We start from the raw sequence: 18,529 nt of genomic DNA, 5'->3' as shown, positions 1-18,529 counted from the left end.
AGCCCTATTCCTGTGCCTGGATCCGCTACCGCCGGTGTCGACCGCACCAGCCTCGCCTCATTGACCGTGGTCATTTGCTGTTTTACCGACCAACGACTCCTCCAGACCGTGGCTGCCGCCCAATCAGCACTTGAGCAGCTTCTTCCGAATGAGGACCTGATTGTCGTCGTCGACAATAATCCTTCGCTGCATCACGACCTCAACGACACACTCGCTCGCCGCGTCACCGTCGTGCCCAATCAGTTCGAGCAGGGCCTGTCGGGCGCCCGCAACACCGGTCTGCACTTGGCCTCCGGGGACGTGGTGGTGTTTCTCGACGACGACGCCGTACTGCATGAAAATTCGCTGGAACGGGTACGAGAGGTGTTCGGCGGCGGCGGCGTGGTGGCAGTCGGGGGCGCCGTGGAGGCCCAGTGGCAGACAGGAGAGGCACCGAGTTGGTTCCCGCGCGAGTTCGGCTGGGTGGTGGGGTGCGACTACCGCGGCCTTCCCGGCCACGGTCAGGCCATCCGCAATCCGATCGGCGCCGCCATGGCGGTACGCCGCGATGCACTCACCGAGATCAACGGTTTCTCACCGGAACTGGGCCGGGTGGGCACCTTGCCGGTCGGTTGTGAGGAAACTCTCATGGGGGTGTCGCTGCGCCAGCGGTTCCCCCACCTCGAGATCGTGCGCGACACCACTTTTCGTGTCGCACATCACATTCCGGCGGCCCGGATGACATTCACCTACTTCGTCCGCCGCTGCTTCCACGAGGGCGCGTCCAAGGCGGTGCTGTCCCGGATCAGCGGCCATCAGCTCGCCCTGTCCAGTGAGCGTGACTACACCACCCGGATCCTGACATCGGGCCTGTGGCACTCGCGCACCAATCCTCTTCGCGCCCTTGCATTGATCGCGGGCTTCACCGTCACCGCCTTCGGCTTCACGTCCGGCACGGTGAAACAGCTCCGCAGCAGGAAGGTCACCGCCTGATGACGTCCACCACCTCGGGTCTGCAGCGCCCGCGCATCCCGCGGTACGCATCGCTGGTGATCCTGCTGTACTTCGCAGCCGAATGGGTGGTTGCCGCCACCTGGCGCGGGCTCTACAGCTACCGCGCCGACGGATTCGGGCTGCTGGGCCTACCCTTCTGCGGCCCGGGCGGCAACTGGCCGTGCAGCGCGCTGTACCCGGCCTTCAACGCCGGATGCGTCCTCAGTGGGCTCGCAATCGTGATCGTGGTGCTCTCCTGGCAGGTCAACCGCCTGATCGCCGCGCCCCAGGCGCTACTGCTGATCGGCGGCGGGGTCGGCCTCGCACTGTCCGGCGTAATCACCCAACGGGTCGACTACGACTGGCACGTCACCGCGGTCAACGTGTTTCTCGCGCTCGGCGCGGTGGGCGTGTTCCTCGCCGGGGTCAGCGCCTCGACGCATCTGGCTGCCGCGGCGAAGTGGTACGCGGTGGCAGCGGGTGTCGTGGCGATGGTCGGCTACTTCAGCTATCTCGGCAGCCTGACCACATTGCTGGGCCCCGGAGGCACGCAGCGTCTTGCGGTGTACGCAATCCTGTCAGCGATCGTCGTGCTCGGCCTGACCACACGCGCCCGTCCGGCGGTCACCGACTCCCGCGATTCCGGCGCTCGCCACCGGGTGTCCGTGTGATGCGCCGCTGCGCTGCCCGTGCCGCGGCGATCACCCTCGCCGCCGTGACGGTGTTCGCCACGGGGTGCTCCGGGCCCGATTTCGTCAGCTACGCCGAACCACCCGCGCCGGATCCGGGCCTGATCCTGTCCAGTGAATTCGACGGTCCCGAAGGCGCTCCACCGGGCGGGCCCTGGCGCGCGGCCACGGGCGGCGGCGGCTGGGGCAACAACGAGGCGCAGATCTACACCGCGGACCCGGCCAGTGTCCGGCTGGACGGCCGCGGCAACCTGGTGCTGGCGGCGCACACCGCGCCGGACGGCACCATCACGTCGGCCCGGATCACCACGGCGGACTCGTTCTCGTTCACCTTCGGACGGGCCGAGGCCAGGATCGCGCTGCCCGCGGGCCGCGGCCTGCATCCGGCCTTCTGGCTGCTGGGCTCGAACATCGACACCGTCGGCTGGCCGGAGAGCGGCGAGATCGACGTGATCGAGACACTCAACGACGCCGCGGACTACCACACCGGTGTGCACGCACCCCGGGACGGCTCGGCGCGCGGGGCGGAAACTTCGGCCGCCGGGCCCGCGCCGTTCCCGCTGGCCGGAGAGTTCCACACCTACTGGGTGGAACGCACGCCCGGGCGGATCGTCACCGGTATCGACGGGCTCACGCTGTTGACCGTCACTCCCGCTGACCTCCGGGAGGGTGCGCGATGGGTGTTCGACCAGCCGTTCCATCTGCTGCTGAACCTGGCGGTCGGCGGGAACTGGCCGGGCCCGCCGGACGCGTCGACCCCGAATCCGTCCACGATGCTGATCGACTGGGTGAGAGTGCGCAGCCTATGACAACCACACGTGCGATCCCGCCCGCGATGCCGCTCATCGAACCACCCAACTGGGCTGGCGCTCAGTGGGTTTCGATGCTCGACATCGACGACTCGGCGGCCTCGGCGGGTACCATCACCATCACTGCGCTGGAGGCCGACGGCTATCACCGGGCCCGGGTGCTGGTGCGCAACGGTCTCGACCCGGTGCAGTTCATCGACACCGAGATCGTCGACGGCACAGTCACCCTGCCGCTGCCCGCCGCGGCCGGCGGCGCGGCGCCGGAGCGTGTTGTGCAGCAGCCCATCTCGATCGTGCTGTGCACCAGGGACCGGCCCGAGCACCTGGCCCGCGCGCTCGCCTCGATCCGGGAGCTCAGCTATCAGCACTTCGAGGTGGTGGTCGTGGACAACGCCCCGGCAACCGATGCCACCGAGCGGGTGGTGGCCGCCATCGGCGACGACAGGATCCGCCGCGTCCTGGAACCCACTCCGGGTCTGTCGAATGCCCGGAACACCGGGCTGCGTGCGGCGCGCCACGAGATCGTCGCCTTCACCGACGACGACGTGGTGGTCGACCGCCGCTGGCTCGAAGGGCTGGCCCGCGGGTTCGCCCGGGGTGACGAGGTCACGTGCGTGTGCGGACTGGTGCCCAGCGGTGAATTGCGCACCGCGGCCCAGGGTTACTTCGATCAACGGGTCTCCTGGGCCGGCACGTTGCGGCCGCGGAGCTACTCGCTCACCGATCCACCCGACGACATGCCGTTGTTCCCGTTCCAGGTGGGCCGATTCGGCACCGGTGCGAACTTCGCGGTGAAACGCAGCCGCATCATCGAACTCGGCGGCTTCGACGAGGCACTCGGAGTCGGCACGCCGACCTGCGGGGGCGAGGACCTCGACCTGTTCTTCCGGGTGATCGCGGCCGGCGACACCCTGGTCAACGACCCGGCCGCCATCGTCTGGCACCGGCATCGCTGCGACAGCGCGGCACTGCTGGAGCAGGCTCGCGGGTACGGGCTCGGCCTGGGAGCATGGCTCACCAAGGTGTTCCTCACCCGGGAGCATCGCCGCAGGGCGGTGTCGGTCATCCGGCACCGGCTGCGCTCCGCGGTGAAGTTCGGCGCCGACTACGGTGCCATCGCGGCGCCGTCGCGCACGTTCGGTGACGAGATCCCCAAACACGTCGGCCGCAAAGAGGTGCTCAGTGTCCTCGGCGGGCCGCTGGCATTGTGGCGCGGGCGCCGTCAGGGGCGCAGGCCCGCACCGATGTTGGAGCCGTGATGGCGGCGCCGACGATGACCTCCGAGACCCCGGGCGGCGATTCCGTGCCGGCCCAACCGCAGGCACCGGCACCGCCACCGGTACCGGTACCGCGGACGTTCCGCCGGACCACCCGCCCCGCCGATCTCGCCGCCATGGGCGCCCTGGCCGGCTATCTGGCACTGCTACCGCTGCCGTCGCCGGTGCGAGCTCTGTTCGTCATCGCCTTCATCGCCCTCGGTCCGGGTGCCGCGGTGCTCACCTGGGTCGACATCCCGGTGCGCGCCCGGCTGTCCACGCTGCCGGTGCTCGGTATGTCGATCATGACCATCGCCACCATCGGGGCGATGTGGTCGTATCGCTGGAATCCCTTCGGCATCCTGGTCATCGGAATTCTGGCCGTCACAGCCAGTTCCGTGCTGTGGTACACCAAGAACTCCTGGCCCACCACGAAATCCCTTCGTGCCCAGCGCACGACGCTCATGACGGCGCAGTGGCGCGCCGGGGTACGCGCGCCTGCGGTGCTCCTCACCGTTGCCGCGCTGGCCATCTGGGCGGTCAGCCTGCCCTGGCTACCGGGCGTGGATGCCAACAACATGGGACTGCTGTTCTCGGGCAGCGGTCCAGCGCTGGCGGTCGCGATCGCGGTGTGCACCGCGGCATTCCTGATCGCCATCCGGCGCCGGCAGCTGGTTGCCGCCGCGGGCGCTCTCGGTGCGGCCATTGTCATCTCGCGACTGACCACCACGCTGGCCACCGAGATGCCGCTCTACGACTGGACCTACAAGCACATCGCAGTCGTCGACTACATCCTGGTCCATGGTCTGATTCAGCCCAACGGCACCGACATCTACGCCCAGTGGCCGGCGTTCTTCGTCTTCTCGGCGTGGTTCTGCGATGTCACCGGGCTGTCACCGATCACGATGGCGCACCTGTTCGCTCCGGTGGTCCACATCCTGATCGCATTGACGGTCTTCTCCGCCGCCCGGGTGCTCAGATACAGCCGGCGCACCGCGCTGGTCGCCTGCTATGTGGTGGAAATCGTCAACTGGGTTGGCCAGGACTACTTTTCGCCCCAGGCGTGGACGCTGATCCTGGCCTACGGGCTGCTGGTGTTGCTCCTGGCCTCGACCGCCAGCCGTAATGCCGGCATCCTGGCCATCGTTCCGTTCGCGGCAATGGTGCCCAGCCATCAGCTGACCCCGTTCTGGCTGCTCCTCACAGCGTCATTGTTGGTGCTCACCAAGCGGGCCCGCCCGTGGTGGGCAGTCGGCGTCATGATCATCATCGCGGGCACGTACCTCGCGTTGAACTTCGCCGCGGTGGCACCGTACGGCATCCTGTCCGGCGGCAGCCCGGTGAGCAACGCGACCAGCAATTTCGAGGTCGCGGGCAGCAGCGTCGAGAAATTCCTCACCTCCGGTGTGTGCCGCGGCATCTCGGTACTGGTGCTGGCCTCGGCGTTGGCCAGCGCGTTGTGGCTACGCCGCCGCAAACAACCGGCGCTCGCCGCGGCACTGCTGGCCTTCTCTCCGCTGGCCCTGCTGCTGGGCCAGAGTTACGGCGGCGAAGCGATCTTCCGGGTCTTCCTCTACGGGCTGCTCGGCTGCGGTCTGCTGATCGCCCCGGCACTGATGTCCGGCATCAGCGGGTTCGCCGCGGCGGCACGGCCACGGCTGCGCCGCGCCGCGGTGTGGTGCTGGATGACGATCTGCGCCGTCGCCGGTCTGCACGCCTATGTCGCCCTGTGGCCGATGATCATCGAAACCCGGGCCCAGGTCAGCTACATGGAGCAACTGACCACCGACATCGAGCCGGGTACGCGGGTGATCATGATGCATCCGGGCGGCATGCCGACCCGGGTCAACGACGATTACGCCATGTTGACCCTGGAGGATCCGTATTTCGACCAGCCGTTGAGCCATGATCTGACGGGGGAAAAGGCGACCTTTCCGACCCCTGATCAGCTGGGTGCTTTCCAGTGGGCCGTGGAGAACCACCAGTTCCCCACCTACGTGCTCTTCAGCGAGCAGTCGCGCAAGGCGGTCGAGTACTACAACGAGTACCCACAGGATGCGTTGCCGCGGTTCCAGCAGTTCCTGGCCGGCGGGCGGGACTGGGAGGAGATCCACCGCGACGGTGAAACCGTGGTGTTCTACCACCCGGGGTCGGGCGCGGCCGAGGAACGACGGGCGAAACCGGGTCACTCCGTCATCGCGGGATCGGAGTGGAACGGCAATTAACCGGCGCGCCGGGCGTTTTCACGCTCAGCCGCGGTGGCCGGCCCACAAGCCCTGTGCTGCATCCATTCGGTGCCGATGGTGCGCAGCACCCGCAGACCGTCGGTCACGGCATTGAGATTGCTGCTACCGAAGATCCGGTCCCGCTCGAAGCTGCCGACCTCGCTGATCGTCAGCCCCGCGCGAGCGATCCGCACGTTGATCAGCGTCTCGATTTCGAAGCCGTCACCCCACTGTGCGCCGCTCAACGAGGTCGACGGCAGGCGCAGACAAGGTATGGCGCTGCGCCAGAACGTGTTGTATCCGTAACACAGATCGGTGAAGCGGGTACCGAACACCTTGTTCACCAACCAGTTCAGGCCCAGATTCCCCGCGCGGCGCACCCGGGTGAGGTCGGAACTCCCGCCGCCGTGAACGAATCGGCTTCCCTTCGCCAGGTCGGCTCCCTCCATCAAAGCCCGAACGAACAGCGGGATCTCGGCGGGATCAGTGGAGCCATCGGCATCGAGCATCACGATGACTTCACCGCTGGCGCGTTCGAAACCGCACGCCAGAGCATTACCTTTCCCGTGCCGGGTTTGTTCGAGGAGGATCGCCTCGGGCCACAGCGCCCGCGCCACTGCGAGCGTGTCGTCGTGGGAATGTCCGTCCACAACGATGATCTCGTCGACCGGCGGCATTCGGCTCGCCACGAACGGGAGATTGCGGGCTTCATTGCGGGTGGGGACGATGACGCTCACAGTGGGCCGGGGGCTCCGACCCGACCGATCGATCCGCCTCGGACCGGGAACAGCTTCGACCACGTGATCAGACACCTTCGGGTAACTCGCGCGCGGTTCGGGAGATTTTGCTGCCAGTAGCTCTGGCGATGACAGCGCTGATGTGCGCGATGTGGACTTCGCAGTTAGGATAGCCTCAGAAAAGCGCGCTGTCACATGATGCATGTCACAGGATGTAGTGCACCCCGCGGTCCACGCCTGTGGCAGGGTTTCATCCAAAGTTGTTGCTTTACCGGAAAGTCGAGGATATGCGCTGTCGGGTGGCCCACACCGGCGCCGGGCCCGCTCGCCGAAGCCCGGCGCGCCGACTGCGCGCCGCGGCGGTGCACCATGGCGCAGTGGGCGTCACAGCGCTCCCCGCCGCGCAACTCCGGCAAGACGCACCTACTTTGCTCACCATGGCTGACTCGGCACCCCGGCGGCAAGCCGCTCTGGGCATCGACATCATGGCCGTGATGACGTCCAGCGTCGCCACCGGCGCCCTGGGCTTTGTCTTCTGGGCCTTGGCCGCCCGTGGCTACAGCGCCGCGGAAGTGGGCCGGGCATCGGCCATCATCTCGTCGGCCACGCTGGTGGCGATCCTGGCCAATCTGAGCCTGGGCAGCTTGTACGAACGGTTCCTTCCGGTCTCTGGTGCACACGGCCGCCGCTACGTGCGCTGGGGAATGCTGGTGGTGATCGGCGCGGCATTGACTTTCGGCGCGGTGTTCCTGGCGGTGGGACCGCGTGAACAGCTCTTCACCGGTTCGGCGGAAGCGGTGCTGTTCCCCGGCTTCGTCGCCGTGCTGGCCATCTACGCCATCCAGGATCAGGTGCTCATCGGGCTGGGCCGGGCCCGTTCCATCGCCGTCAAGAACGTCACACAATCGGTGTGCAAGCTCGTCGCGGTGGCCGCGTTGATACCGCTGGCCACGGGTTCGGCGATTGTCTGGGCCTGGGTGTGTCCTGCCGCGGTGATCTCGGCCTGGTTCGCCGTCGGGGTGATCAGGCCCGAAACCCTCAGGCGGACAGGGCCACCGGCACTGCCGCAACGACGCGAACTTCTCCAGTTCTTCGCCAGCTCGTACGCCATCAGCGCGGTCGGCATCGTGGTGCCCTTGCTTGTCCCCCTCATCATCGTCGGGATGCTCGGCACCGAGACCAATGCCTACTTCTCGATGTGCTGGCTCGTGGTGAACACCGTCGGTGTACTGATCGGTGCCACGGCGGCTCCGTTCATTGCCACCGCTTCGACGCCGGGAACCGATTTGCGTTCGGCCACCACACGATTCGCGCTGATGAGTGCAGGTGCGGCGGTCGCCGGTGCAGTGGTGCTGTTGGTCGGCGCGCCGCTGGTACTCGGCATCATGGGCCCCGACTATGCCGCCGAAGGCACCGACCTCATCCGGTTGATGGCGCTGACGCTGCCGTCGGTGGCACTGCTGACCATCTACACCGCGCTGGCCCGCCTGCAACGCCGCCTCCGCTTGGCCGTGGGCGTGCAGCTGATTGTCGGGACCGTCGTTGTCCTCGGGGTGTGGCTGACCACCCCCCGACTCGGCATCAACGGCGTCGGTTACACCTACTTGACCGCCGAACTGATCTCGACCCTGATCATCGCCGTTCCCGTCGCCCGGTTGTTGCGCCGGGTCCGGCGTCACAACAGCCTGTCCCCCGCCCCGTCCCCTCCTCCCGTGAGTGAAAAGCCGCCCATGTCCTCGTGTTCCGCGCAACCCGCTGCATCCTTCACCATCCCGGACGAATCAACGGTGCCCGCGGCGTTCGCCGACGTCGCCCGCGAACACGGCGAACGGGTGGCGCTGCACACGCTCGACGGACGGGTCACCTACCGCGAACTCGCCTCCGCCGCCGACGAGTGGGCGCTCACGGCGCCGGCCGCCGAACGACTGCGCGACAGCCGCGCGGTGGTACTCATGCAGGCCGGTTTCACCCTCCGATCGGTGGCCGCGGTACTGGGAATGTTCAGCGCAGGCCGGGTTCTCGTGCCCCTGGACCCGGCGCTGCCGCCGGGCCGAACCGACCGCGTGATAGAAGCGCTGCAGGGCAATGGGTACCGCATCGCGGCGCTCATCACCGACGCGGCCGACCAGTCGAAAGCCGTTGCCCTGGACTCCGCCTGCGCGATCTGGCCCACGGCCGAGCCGGCAGCGCGGGTCCAGCCCTGCGACACATCGGGTAGAGGCGTCCACACCATCAGCAGTGTGCAGATCACCTCGGGCTCGACCGGTGTCCCGAAGGCGGTGTTGCACACTCACGGAATGTGGTTGGCCGACGCCCAGTTGTTCGGCTCGGAATTCGGCATCGGTGTCGGCACCCGGGTGGCGGTCTGCATGCCGATCAGCTTCGCCGCCGGGCTCAACATCCTGCTCGGGTCACTGCTGTGCGGCGCTGAGGTGATCGCCTTCGACCCGCGCGACCTGACTGCCGGACAGGCATTCGATCACCTCGACGCCACCGGCGCCGACGTGGTGGTCTGCACCCCGACCTTCGTGCAGAGCGTCAGCGACGCGGCGCAGGGTCGCACACTGCCGCAGGTACGGCGGGTGGTGACCACCGGCGAAGCCGTCCAGGCCGGTGGCGTGCACGCCGCCCGCCGCATCGCGCCGGCCGCCACCTTCACCAACTGGGTCGGCTCTTCGGAGACCCTCGCGATCGCGACGTTCGACGTCCGCCCCGGCGACCCCGTTCCCGATGGACCGATCCCCGCCGGAAAACCGGCGCCGCACAAGCGAATCAGCCTGGACGCCGACGGCCTGGTCACCGTGACCTCACCGTACGTGGCATGGGGTTACCTCGACGCCGGATCCGCCACCACCCGATTCGAACACCACGGCCACGAGCGAAGTTTCGTCACCAACGACATCGGCAGGTGGGACGCGGAGGGAAACCTCGTCCTGCGCGGCCGGGCCGACACGGCCGTGAAGATCCGCGGGTACCTGGTGGAGCCCGCCGAGATCGAGAGCGCCCTGTCGCGTCACCCCGACATCCGGGAGGCCGTGGTGGTCGCACGCGCAGCCGGGTCAGGTTCCGGCGATCAGGTGCTCAACGCCTACGTGGCGCCGGCCGTCGGAGCGCGTACACCGTCGGTGGCCGAGATCCGCACCCGGCTGCACCAGGATCTGCCGGCGTGGATGGTGCCGGCGCACATCGTCATCATGGCGGCGCTGCCGCGCACCGAACGAGGCAAGGTCGACAGGATGGCGCTGCCGAAACCCCTTCGAGCAGAGATTGTTCCGCCACTGCCCGGCCTCGAGAGCACCGTGGCCGCCATCTGGGCCCAGGCACTGGCCCTCGACGAGGTGGGTCGCACCGAGACCTTCTACGAACTCGGTGGAGACTCGCTGACGGTGGCGCAGATCCTGGTCCGGATCAAGGATCACCTCGGCGTCATGTTCACCCAGGCCGACCTCGCCGGCGCACCCACCGTCGCCGAGTTCACCGCCACCGTCTCGGCGCGGCTGCAATCGGATCGGCTGCCGGCGCGCAGCTTGGCGTCGACCACGGTCGCGCTACGGGTACCGGCGGTTTCGACCACCACCCCGCCCTGGTTCTGTTTCGCCGGCGCCGGCGCGTCGGCGCTGACGTTCACGTCCCTGGCCGGTCACACCGAACCGGACCGAGCCATCTATGCGTTCCAACCCCATGGCCTGGAAAACCGGGGCGTTCCGGACTGGACGATCGTCCGGGCCGCGCGTCGACACCTCAAGGATCTGCGCCGGCTCCAGCCACACGGCCCGTACACGCTGATCGGCCATTCCCTCGGCGGGTTCATCGCGCTGGAGGTGGCGCGCCGGCTCGAAAGTGAGGGTGAGACCGTCGAACTCGTCGCGCTGCTCGATCCGTTCCTGCCCCCGGGCGCGGTACGCGAGGTGCGCCGCCGGCTGCCCGACGCCACCTTGACCCTCGATGCACCCCCGTTGCGTGGACGTGAGCTCTGGGCGCGACGGCTGCGGGTGCCGTTGGCCGGCATCGTTCAGTTCGAGCGCGAGGCGCAGGCCAAGGCCCTCGAAGAAGTCGGTGTCCGGGTCGGGCTCATGCACCGCCCCGCACCGTGGGCGGGCCGGACCCTGCTGATGCTGAGCCATCTCAACCAGGACGACCCCCGGTTGTGGGCGCACATCCTGACCGGTGAACTGCAGGTGACGCGGGTGCCGGGTGATCACCACTCCCTGATCCGCGAACCCTTCGTCGCCGACGTGGCCCGGCTGATCCGCGACGCGGGCAGTGCTCAGGTGAAGCGGATGTCGCCGATCACGCCGTAGTGATCCGATCCCGGAATGTCGGTGCGGCGGAACGAGACCGGGGTGGCCCCGCGGGTCAGGATGCGATCGATGGCCAGCACCGCCGGAATGCGGCGATTCGCCGGATAAGTGGCGACGATCCCGGCCCCCACGTACTCGGCGGCATCCAGCAGGCCCGGCGTCCCCGCCGCGCCGGATCCGGCGAGAAGATCACGAAAACGCTTGTGATCGAACGTCGAGTTGAAATCCGCACCGATCACCAGTGTCCGCGGGTCGGCGGCCAGAAAGGTGCGCAACCGCTCGAGATCGGTGGCCCAGCGCCACGCGGGTTCCGGGTACGGGGGAACCGGGTGCAGCGCGTACATCGCGATGGGCTCGTGGCCCGGCATGCTGAGTTCGGCACGCACATTGTGCAATTCGAGACCCGGTAGCGATTCGGCATTGGCCAGTGGGTAGCGCGAGTAGATACCCGCTCCCCCACCACCGCCCCGGGGGAAGGTCACCGCGTACGGCAGTACGTCGCGCAGACCCGCGGCGTCCAGACGCGACAAAGCTCCGCGGGTGAGTTCGATCACGGTCAGTACATCCACGTGCTCGGTCCGGACCGTATCGACCAGAGCGTCCGGATCGGCCTGTCCCAGCATGATATTCGCCTGCATCACCCTCAGGTCATCGGCCGCGGAGTCGCCCGTGGCCGCCTCCGCGCGATACAGCGGCACCTGAGACCAGACACCCACCCCGGTGACCACCAGCGTCAGTGCGGCCGCGATCCAGCGGCGCGAGGCCGCGAACAGCACACCGGCGACCACCGCCGACACGACGGCCAACGGGGTGAACGAGGCGATGATCGTCGCTGTGGTGCTCACCGGATCGATGAAATGTGCTGTGATTCCGGCAATACCCACCACCAGGCACACTGCGCCGAGGACGGTCATCACCCGCCGGAACCACGTCACCCGTCCATAGTGTCACGCCCGGCGGGGCGCGATCAGGCCTCCGGCACCAGGGAGATCAACAGGTCGGCGCCCATCGCGCTCACCCCGTCGAACTGCCAGCGCCGGGCCCGCCCGATGGAGGGCACTCCGACATCACCGACGGCGGTGATCGGCCCGCCCAACAGGATCGGGGCGACATACGCCAGGATCCGATCCACCAGACCGGCCCGCAGGAACGCACCGGCCAGCGTGGGACCGCCTTCGAGCATGACGTCGGTCCGGTCCGACAGCGCCTTGAGCACCTCATTCGGGTCATGGGTGCGGATGACCATGGTGTGCGAGTCGTCGTTGAGCACGTTGGCCTCCGACGAGATCTCCCGTTCACCGACCACCACCCGCAACGGCTGATGCCCGGCCAGCGATCCGTCGGGTAGCCGCGCCGTCAGCGTCGGATCGTCGGCCAGCACGGTTCCGGTGCCGACCACGATCGCGTCGGCGTGTGCCCGCCGCCGGTGCACATCGGCGCGCGCGGTCTCTCCGGTGATCCACTGGCTGGAGCCGTCGGCAGCCGCGCTGCGGCCGTCGATGCTCGCAGCGTATTTCCAGGTGAGGTGTGGTCGGCCGGTGCGTTGCCGGTGCAGCCACTCGCGCAGCGGGCCGCCCGACACCGCGTCGGCGTCCAGGCCCGTCTGCACGTCGACACCATGACTGCGCAATCGGTCGGCGCCCCCGGCGGCCACCGGGTTCGGATCGGACACGGCGTACACCACCGCCGAAACCTCCGCCGCCAGAAGCGCATCCACACAGGGCGGGGTCCGGCCGTGGTGATTGCAGGGCTCGAGGGTCACCACCGCGGTGCCTCCGGCGGCCCGCTGCCCGGCCGCCCGCAACGCCACCACCTCGGCATGAGCCCCGCCCACCGCTTCGGTGCCCCCGACCCCGGCCACTTCGCCGTCGCGGTCCAGGATCACCGCCCCCACCGGAGGGTTGGGGTAGGTCGTGCCTTTGACCAGCTCCGCCTGCTCGATGGCCAGGCGCATCGCGGCCTCCGGCGTCATCGCGCAGGCGAGGCGGCACCCGCGGAGCGACGCAGGGCTGCCACCGCCGCCGCGGGGTCCTCGGCACCGTAGACCGCCGATCCGGCGACAAAGCAGTCGACACCGGCCTCGGCCGCCATCTCGATGGTGTCGGCGTTGATACCGCCGTCGATCTCGACGAGCACCGTCAGCTCGCCGGAATCGACCAGCCGGCGTGCGGTGCGGACCTTGTCGAGCACGTCGGGGATGAAACTCTGCCCGCCGAAGCCGGGTTCCACCGACATCACCAGCAGCGTGTCGAAGTCACGCAGGATCTCCAGGTACGGCTCCAGCGGGGTGTTCGGTTTCACCGACAGCCCGGCCTTGGCGCCGGCGGCGCGGATGTCCCGTGCCACAGCTACGGGATCATCGGTGGCCTCGGCGTGGAAGGTCACGTTGTAGGCCCCGGCTTCGGCGTACGGCGGCGCCCAGCGACCGGGATCGTCGATCATCAGATGACAGTCCATCGGGATGTCGGTGGCCTTGAGCAGGCTTTCCACCACCGGCAGTCCCAGGGTCAGGTTGGGCACGAAGTGACCGTCCATCACATCCACGTGCACCCAGTCGGCACCCTTGATGGCCGTCAGTTCATCGGCGAGGCGAGCGAAATCAGCGGACAGGATGGACGGCGCGATGAGCGGCTCCGAGGACGAACGCATGGAGCCCACCTTAAAGGCCCTTGCGCAGCGCAGCGGCGAACATGGCGTCGGTGCCCTGCCGGTGCGGCCACAGCTGCACGTGGGGGCCGTCACCGAGATCGTCGACGGGGGTGAACAGCGGCCGGGTGTCCAGCGCCGTCACCGGATGACGCCGCAGCGCGTCGGCCACCACCCCGGCCGTCTCGGCCAGGTGCGGTGAACAGGTGGCGTACAGGATCACTCCGCCCGGCCGGGTCAGTGCGATCGCGGCGGCCAGCAGTTCGCGTTGCAGCTTCGTCAACGCCGGCACGTCTGAAGGGGTGCGGCGCCACCGCGCTTCGGGACGGCGCCGCAGCGCCCCCAGGCCGGTACAGGGCGCGTCCACCAGAACCCGATCGAAGCCCGGCTCCAGCCCGCTGTCACGCCCGTCGCGGCGCACCACCTCCACCGGCAGCCCCGCCGTGTTCTGCTCCACCAGATCAGCACGGCGCTCGGCGGGTTCGACCGCGGTCACCACGGCACCCTCGGGTGCCAGCGACGCGATCATCGCGGTCTTGCCGCCGGGGCCCGAACACAGATCCAGCCAGCGCCCCTGGTCCGGCCCCTCCAGCGGTGCCAACGTCAACGCCCGGGCCACCAGTTGGCTGCCCTCGTCCTGCACCAGGGCATGGCCGTCACGCACGGGTGCGAGGCTGCCGGGATCACCCCCGGACAGATACACCGCATACGGCGAAAAGCGCCCGGCCTGACCGCCGGTCGCGTCCGCCAGTTCCGCTGCGGTCAGCTCTCCCGGTCGTGCGGCCAGATGCACCACCGGTCGTTCGTCGTCGCTGCGCAGCAGCTGCTCCAGTTCGCCTGCCCGTGTCCCGAGTGCGTCCACGAAAGCCTGCGCGATCCAGCGCGGGTGGGCGTGGGTGAAGGCCAGCCGCCCCACCGGATCCGTCGCGGCCGGCGGAGCCAGTTCGTTGACCCAGCCCTGCTCGTCACGGGTGGTCACGGTGCGCAACACACCGTTGACGAATCCGGCTCTGGCATTGTCGAATTCGATCCCCGCCTGATCCACCGTGGTGGCCACGGCCGCGTGTGGTTCGACCCGGGTGCGCAACAGCTGGTAGGTACCCAACCGCAACAGATCCAGCAGCACCGGATCGATCTGGGTGATCGGGCGGCCGGCGGCCGAACTGATCACGGCGTCCAGCAGTCCCCGGGTACGGCAGGTGCCGTAGGTCAGTTCGGTGGCGAAGGCCGCATCGCGGCCGGTGATCGACCGGTCCCGTAGCAGCGCGGGCAGCGCCAGGTTGGCGTAGGCATCGTTGTCCGACACCGCCCGCAGAACGTCGAAGGCGGCCCGGCGCGCCGGATCCAGCGGGGTGCGGTTCGGCCGTTTCGGCGGCCCGCTGCGTTTACCGCGCTGCGGCGGTCGCGCGCTCATGATGCCCGGGCCGTCTCGTCGAGACGGGCGCCGCGCGCCCAGTCGGTGGCATTCATCGGTTTTTTGCCCGGCGGCTGGACGGTTCCGAGGGCCACGGGCCCCGATGCGGTACCCACCAGCACCTGACGTCGCTGCACCTGCAATTGACCGGGCGCCAGGCCGGGGTCGTCGTCGATCGGCGTGACGGGCCCGACGCGGATCCGGGTGTCGGCGATCATGGTCCAGGCACCGGGTTTGGGAGTCACCGCGCGGATCCTGCGGTCCACCACGTGTGCCGGCAGATCCCAACGCACCCGGGTACTTTCGACGGTGACCTTTGGGGCGAAGCTCACCCCTTCGGCGGGTTGAGGCACCGGTCGCAGGATTCCCTCGGCAATGCCGTCCAGCGTCGACTCCAACAGTGCGGCACCCGAAATGGCAAGGCGGGCAAGCAGATCGCCGGAGGTATCGGTGGGTTTGATGGGTTCGGTGACCGTCCCGTAGAGCGGGCCCGAGTCCAGGCTGGGCTCGATCTGGAAGGTGCTGGCCCCGGTCAGTTCGTCACCGGCGGCGATCGCGGCCTGTACCGGCGCGGCTCCACGCCAGGCGGGCAGCAAAGAGAAATGCAGGTTGACCCAGCCGCGCGCAGGTGTCGCCAGCAGATCGGCTCCCAGCAGCGCGCCGAAGGCCACCACCGGGCAGCATTCGGGTTCGAGCTCGGCCAGTTCGGCGACGAACTCCGGCGCGTTGGGTTTGGCCGGCCGCAGCACCGGGATGCCGTGGTCGGCGGCCAGCTGCGCCACCGGCGACGGCGTGGGCTTGCCGCGCCGCCCGGACACCGCGTCGGGACGGGTCAACACCGCCACCAGGTCGTGGCGCGGCGAGTCGATCAGCCGCTGCAGCGACGGCAGGGCGGGCTCCGGGGTACCGGCGAACACGAGACGCACCGAGCCAGTCTAGAGACGGTGACGGCCGTCCCCTACCGGGGCGTCTGGTAGTACTCGCGCTCGGAGACGCCCGCCCGGCCGGCGACGTACATCCACGGGATGGTGCTGACCAGCTTGTTCACCGTCGCCACCGCATCGTTGTAGTACTGCCGCGCGAAAGCCAGCTTGTTCTCGGTGTCGGTGAGGTTGCGTTGCAGGTCCAGGAAGTTGTTCGACGAGTTCAGCTGCGGATACGACTGCCCGAGCGCCAGCACCTGCCCCAGCGCGGCGTCCAACTGCTGTTCGGCAGCGCTGCGCTGGGCCACCGACGGTCCATGCACCGACGAATCCAGCGCCGCCCGCGCCACCGTGACCCGCTCGAGGATCCCCTGCTCGTGTGCGGCGAACGACTGCACGGTGTGCACCAGACTCGGAATCAGCGAGGCCCGGCGGGTGAGTTCGACATCGATACCGCCCAGGGCCTCCGCGACGCGGACGTCGGCCGCGCGCAGTTTGTTGTAGCCGGTCACGAACACGACCAGCACCGCGACCGCTATCACCAGCACCAGGACCAGCACCACCGTCACCATGAACCGCCTCCTCCTCCGCCGCCCCCACCACCGCCACCGCCACCACTGCTGCTGCTGCCGCCGCCACTGCTGCTCGAGGACTGCGATGCGGTGTAGGCGCTGATCGAGGAGGACAGCGCTGATTCGAAACTGTCGAAATCCGGGCCCGAGCTGCCGACCAGTGTCTGATGCCCACCGGCGGTGTAATACCAGTTCGGTTGCGGCGCAGGCACTCCGGTGGTCGCCTGATACTTCTGCGCCCACAGCGCCGCGACACCCGCGGCCACCGCGTAGGGCACGTAGGCGGAGTAGAGATCCTGGCGAGCACCGAAGTCGAAACGCGCCTCGGCCGAATCGGTGGCCAGCATACGGTGGAATCCGCCTGCCCGCGACCACAATTCGCGCCCCGCCGGGGTGCGCCGGCTCCCAACGCCGGCCCGCCACGATCGTGCGGTCAGCACGAAGACCACCGCGAACGGCACCACCCAGACCGTGCCGGCGAACCCCCAGCGCAGGCCTGCCATGACCGCTAGGAGCAGGGCCAGCGCGTTGGCGGCACGCACCCACAGCTCACCGCGGCGCTTCACCAGCAGCCCGTTCTCGGAGGCCCACTTCTCGACGGCATCGGCCATGTCCTTCTTGGCCTTCGAGAGTTTCTTTCCGGCGGTTTCGGTGCCGTTGGCGTGGAACTCGGTTCCGGGTCGCATCACCTTCAGCGCCGAACCGACAGCGACGCCGACCGGATCCACCGACCCCCAGGCCCCCGGTTCGGCCCGGCCGTGAACCGCCCATTTGGTCTCGCTGACCTGGTGCAGCTCGACCAGATCACGCTCGGCCAGATGGAACAGCGTCGCGGTGAGCCCGTTCTTGGGCACCGATTCGGTGCGGATGTACTCGAACTGCACCGGCCCCAGCCCCTCCGGCGGTGCGTACTGCAGCGGGAAACCGGGGGGTTTCTCCACCGTCATGCGGAACAGGCCCACCGCGAGGGCGGCGCCGACAGCGGTGAGCGCGGCCACCCACACCAGCGTCGCCTCGGAACGCCCGAGTACCCGGTCCCAGGCAAAGGACCACGGCACCTCGTCGCGCGGCGGAGTGGGCACCTCCACCCCGGCGCGCACGGTGATGGGGGTGCGCGGCGCCAGATCGCCGGCCCGGACGGACACCGTGTCGCCATCGACTTCCAGGAGATCGCACGCCTCGCCGGTGCCGTGTCCCACACTGCACTGCGCCCCGGGCACCGGTCCGGGCAGGCTCACCGAGATGCGCGCCCGTTCGATGACGTTGTTCCACCCCGGCGGGATGACATTCCAGTAGAAGACCGACGAAGCCACGTCCGGGATTCCGTTCCGGGTGGCGAATGTCTTACCGGCACCGGTGCGGGACGGGTCCAGCACACCGGCGATGGTGTAACGGACCTCGAACACGTGTGTTCCGGCGTCGAGGTACCGGTCGGGATCGCCGATCTTGGCCACCCGGAACCGCTCGCCGTCCTCCCACAGCATCTGGTAGCTGACCGGATCGCCGTCGAGGGTGATCGAGATGTTCTCCGGCTCCTGCCGAACCCGCGAATCGTTCTGGTTGGCCACATCCCAGTAGCGGAAGAGTCCGTGCCGGTCGTCGGGGAACTCGGCGACGATGGCCTCCGTCGCGTCGAGGTTGCCGTCCCGGTCGATGACGAACTCGGCCGAGTAGTGGGTGAACACCACCGGATCCTCGGCAAGGGTGCCCGGCGAGGAGGAGCCGGTGAACAGCAGTGGCCACAGTACGGCGAAAACCGTGAGCGCCAACAGGATCGACCACCTGGCGATCCGCCAGAACCACCCCATGCCGTGCCTCCGTCTGCAGCCCTGGGCCTCACCTTATGTGCAGCTGGTCCGTCGGCGTACCCGAGACGGCGTCCGAACCGGCAACGAGGTTGCTGGTAATCAATGGTTAGGTTACCCTTCCCAAAGTTCTCGCGAGCTCTTCACTGTCGCTGGGGTTCGCCACTATCGCGATGGGAT

14 protein-coding genes are annotated in these 18,529 nt (G+C 68.6%); 6 read left to right on the top strand and 8 right to left on the bottom strand.

Annotated features, from left to right (window positions below; all coding sequences use genetic code 11):
* Positions 1 to 108: 108 nt before the first annotated feature.
* From NL241_RS16240 to NL241_RS16220, 5 genes are read left to right on the top strand one after another with little or no spacing between them, the layout of a single operon-like run.
* Entirely contained in the window at positions 109 to 972 is an 864-nt protein-coding gene (locus NL241_RS16240; RefSeq protein WP_494398084.1) for a glycosyltransferase family 2 protein, read from the top strand.
* A complete protein-coding gene (locus NL241_RS16235; protein WP_494398083.1) occupies positions 972 to 1,643 on the top strand; it encodes a hypothetical protein in 672 nt (223 codons plus the stop codon). The genes NL241_RS16240 and NL241_RS16235 overlap by 1 nt, the downstream gene beginning before the upstream one ends.
* Positions 1,643 to 2,470, top strand: a complete 828-nt coding sequence (locus tag NL241_RS16230) for a glycoside hydrolase family 16 protein (RefSeq protein ID WP_494398082.1) — start codon at positions 1,643 to 1,645, stop codon at positions 2,468 to 2,470. Before NL241_RS16235 ends, NL241_RS16230 begins: the two co-directional genes overlap by 1 nt.
* Positions 2,467 to 3,729 (top strand): glycosyltransferase family 2 protein, encoded by a 1,263-nt coding sequence (locus tag NL241_RS16225; RefSeq protein ID WP_494398081.1) that lies wholly within the window; start codon positions 2,467 to 2,469, stop codon positions 3,727 to 3,729. The genes NL241_RS16230 and NL241_RS16225 overlap by 4 nt, the downstream gene beginning before the upstream one ends.
* A complete protein-coding gene (locus tag NL241_RS16220; protein WP_494398080.1) occupies positions 3,729 to 5,951 on the top strand; it encodes an AbrB family protein in 2,223 nt (740 codons plus the stop codon). The genes NL241_RS16225 and NL241_RS16220 overlap by 1 nt, the downstream gene beginning before the upstream one ends.
* Here the strand turns inward: NL241_RS16220 and NL241_RS16215 are convergent.
* Positions 5,948 to 6,751, bottom strand: a complete 804-nt coding sequence (locus NL241_RS16215) for a glycosyltransferase family 2 protein (RefSeq protein ID WP_494398321.1) — start codon at positions 6,749 to 6,751, stop codon at positions 5,948 to 5,950. The two genes, NL241_RS16220 and NL241_RS16215, sit on opposite strands and share 4 nt — an antisense overlap.
* 374 nt (positions 6,752 to 7,125) lie before the next feature.
* Here NL241_RS16215 and NL241_RS16210 point away from each other — a divergent pair, with 374 nt between their 5' ends.
* The gene (locus NL241_RS16210) at positions 7,126 to 10,989 is read left to right on the top strand and encodes an alpha/beta fold hydrolase (RefSeq protein WP_494398079.1); all 3,864 of its coding nucleotides are present in this window, start codon (positions 7,126 to 7,128) and stop codon (positions 10,987 to 10,989) included.
* On the opposite strand, the gene NL241_RS16205 is transcribed toward NL241_RS16210, so the two are convergent.
* From NL241_RS16205 to NL241_RS16175, 7 genes are read right to left on the bottom strand one after another with little or no spacing between them, the layout of a single operon-like run.
* Positions 10,956 to 11,924, bottom strand: coding sequence for an endonuclease/exonuclease/phosphatase family protein (locus tag NL241_RS16205; protein ID WP_494398078.1), 969 nt, complete (start codon positions 11,922 to 11,924; stop codon positions 10,956 to 10,958). The two genes, NL241_RS16210 and NL241_RS16205, sit on opposite strands and share 34 nt — an antisense overlap.
* 32 nt (positions 11,925 to 11,956) lie before the next feature.
* Entirely contained in the window at positions 11,957 to 12,961 is a 1,005-nt protein-coding gene (ribD, locus tag NL241_RS16200; protein WP_487693602.1) for a bifunctional diaminohydroxyphosphoribosylaminopyrimidine deaminase/5-amino-6-(5-phosphoribosylamino)uracil reductase RibD, read from the bottom strand.
* Positions 12,958 to 13,638 carry a ribulose-phosphate 3-epimerase gene (rpe, locus tag NL241_RS16195; RefSeq protein WP_487693600.1) on the bottom strand — a complete coding sequence of 227 codons (681 nt, stop codon included), beginning with the start codon at positions 13,636 to 13,638 and terminating at the stop codon, positions 12,958 to 12,960. The genes ribD and rpe overlap by 4 nt, the downstream gene beginning before the upstream one ends.
* Positions 13,639 to 13,648: 10 nt before the next feature.
* The gene (locus tag NL241_RS16190) at positions 13,649 to 15,049 is read right to left on the bottom strand and encodes an RsmB/NOP family class I SAM-dependent RNA methyltransferase (protein WP_494398077.1); all 1,401 of its coding nucleotides are present in this window, start codon (positions 15,047 to 15,049) and stop codon (positions 13,649 to 13,651) included.
* Complete coding sequence (gene fmt, locus NL241_RS16185; protein ID WP_494398076.1) at positions 15,046 to 15,975, bottom strand: methionyl-tRNA formyltransferase; 930 nt, start codon at positions 15,973 to 15,975, stop codon at positions 15,046 to 15,048. Before fmt ends, NL241_RS16190 begins: the two co-directional genes overlap by 4 nt.
* Positions 15,976 to 16,007: 32 nt before the next feature.
* A complete protein-coding gene (locus NL241_RS16180) occupies positions 16,008 to 16,544 on the bottom strand; it encodes a LemA family protein (protein WP_494398075.1) in 537 nt (178 codons plus the stop codon).
* Positions 16,538 to 18,352 carry a DUF2207 domain-containing protein gene (locus tag NL241_RS16175; RefSeq protein ID WP_494398074.1) on the bottom strand — a complete coding sequence of 605 codons (1,815 nt, stop codon included), beginning with the start codon at positions 18,350 to 18,352 and terminating at the stop codon, positions 16,538 to 16,540. Before NL241_RS16175 ends, NL241_RS16180 begins: the two co-directional genes overlap by 7 nt.
* Positions 18,353 to 18,529 lie beyond the last annotated feature (177 nt).

The sequence above is a fragment of the Mycolicibacterium sp. SMGY-1XX genome (assembly GCF_059132455.1).
This window is presented reverse-complemented; position numbering and strand designations above follow the sequence as displayed.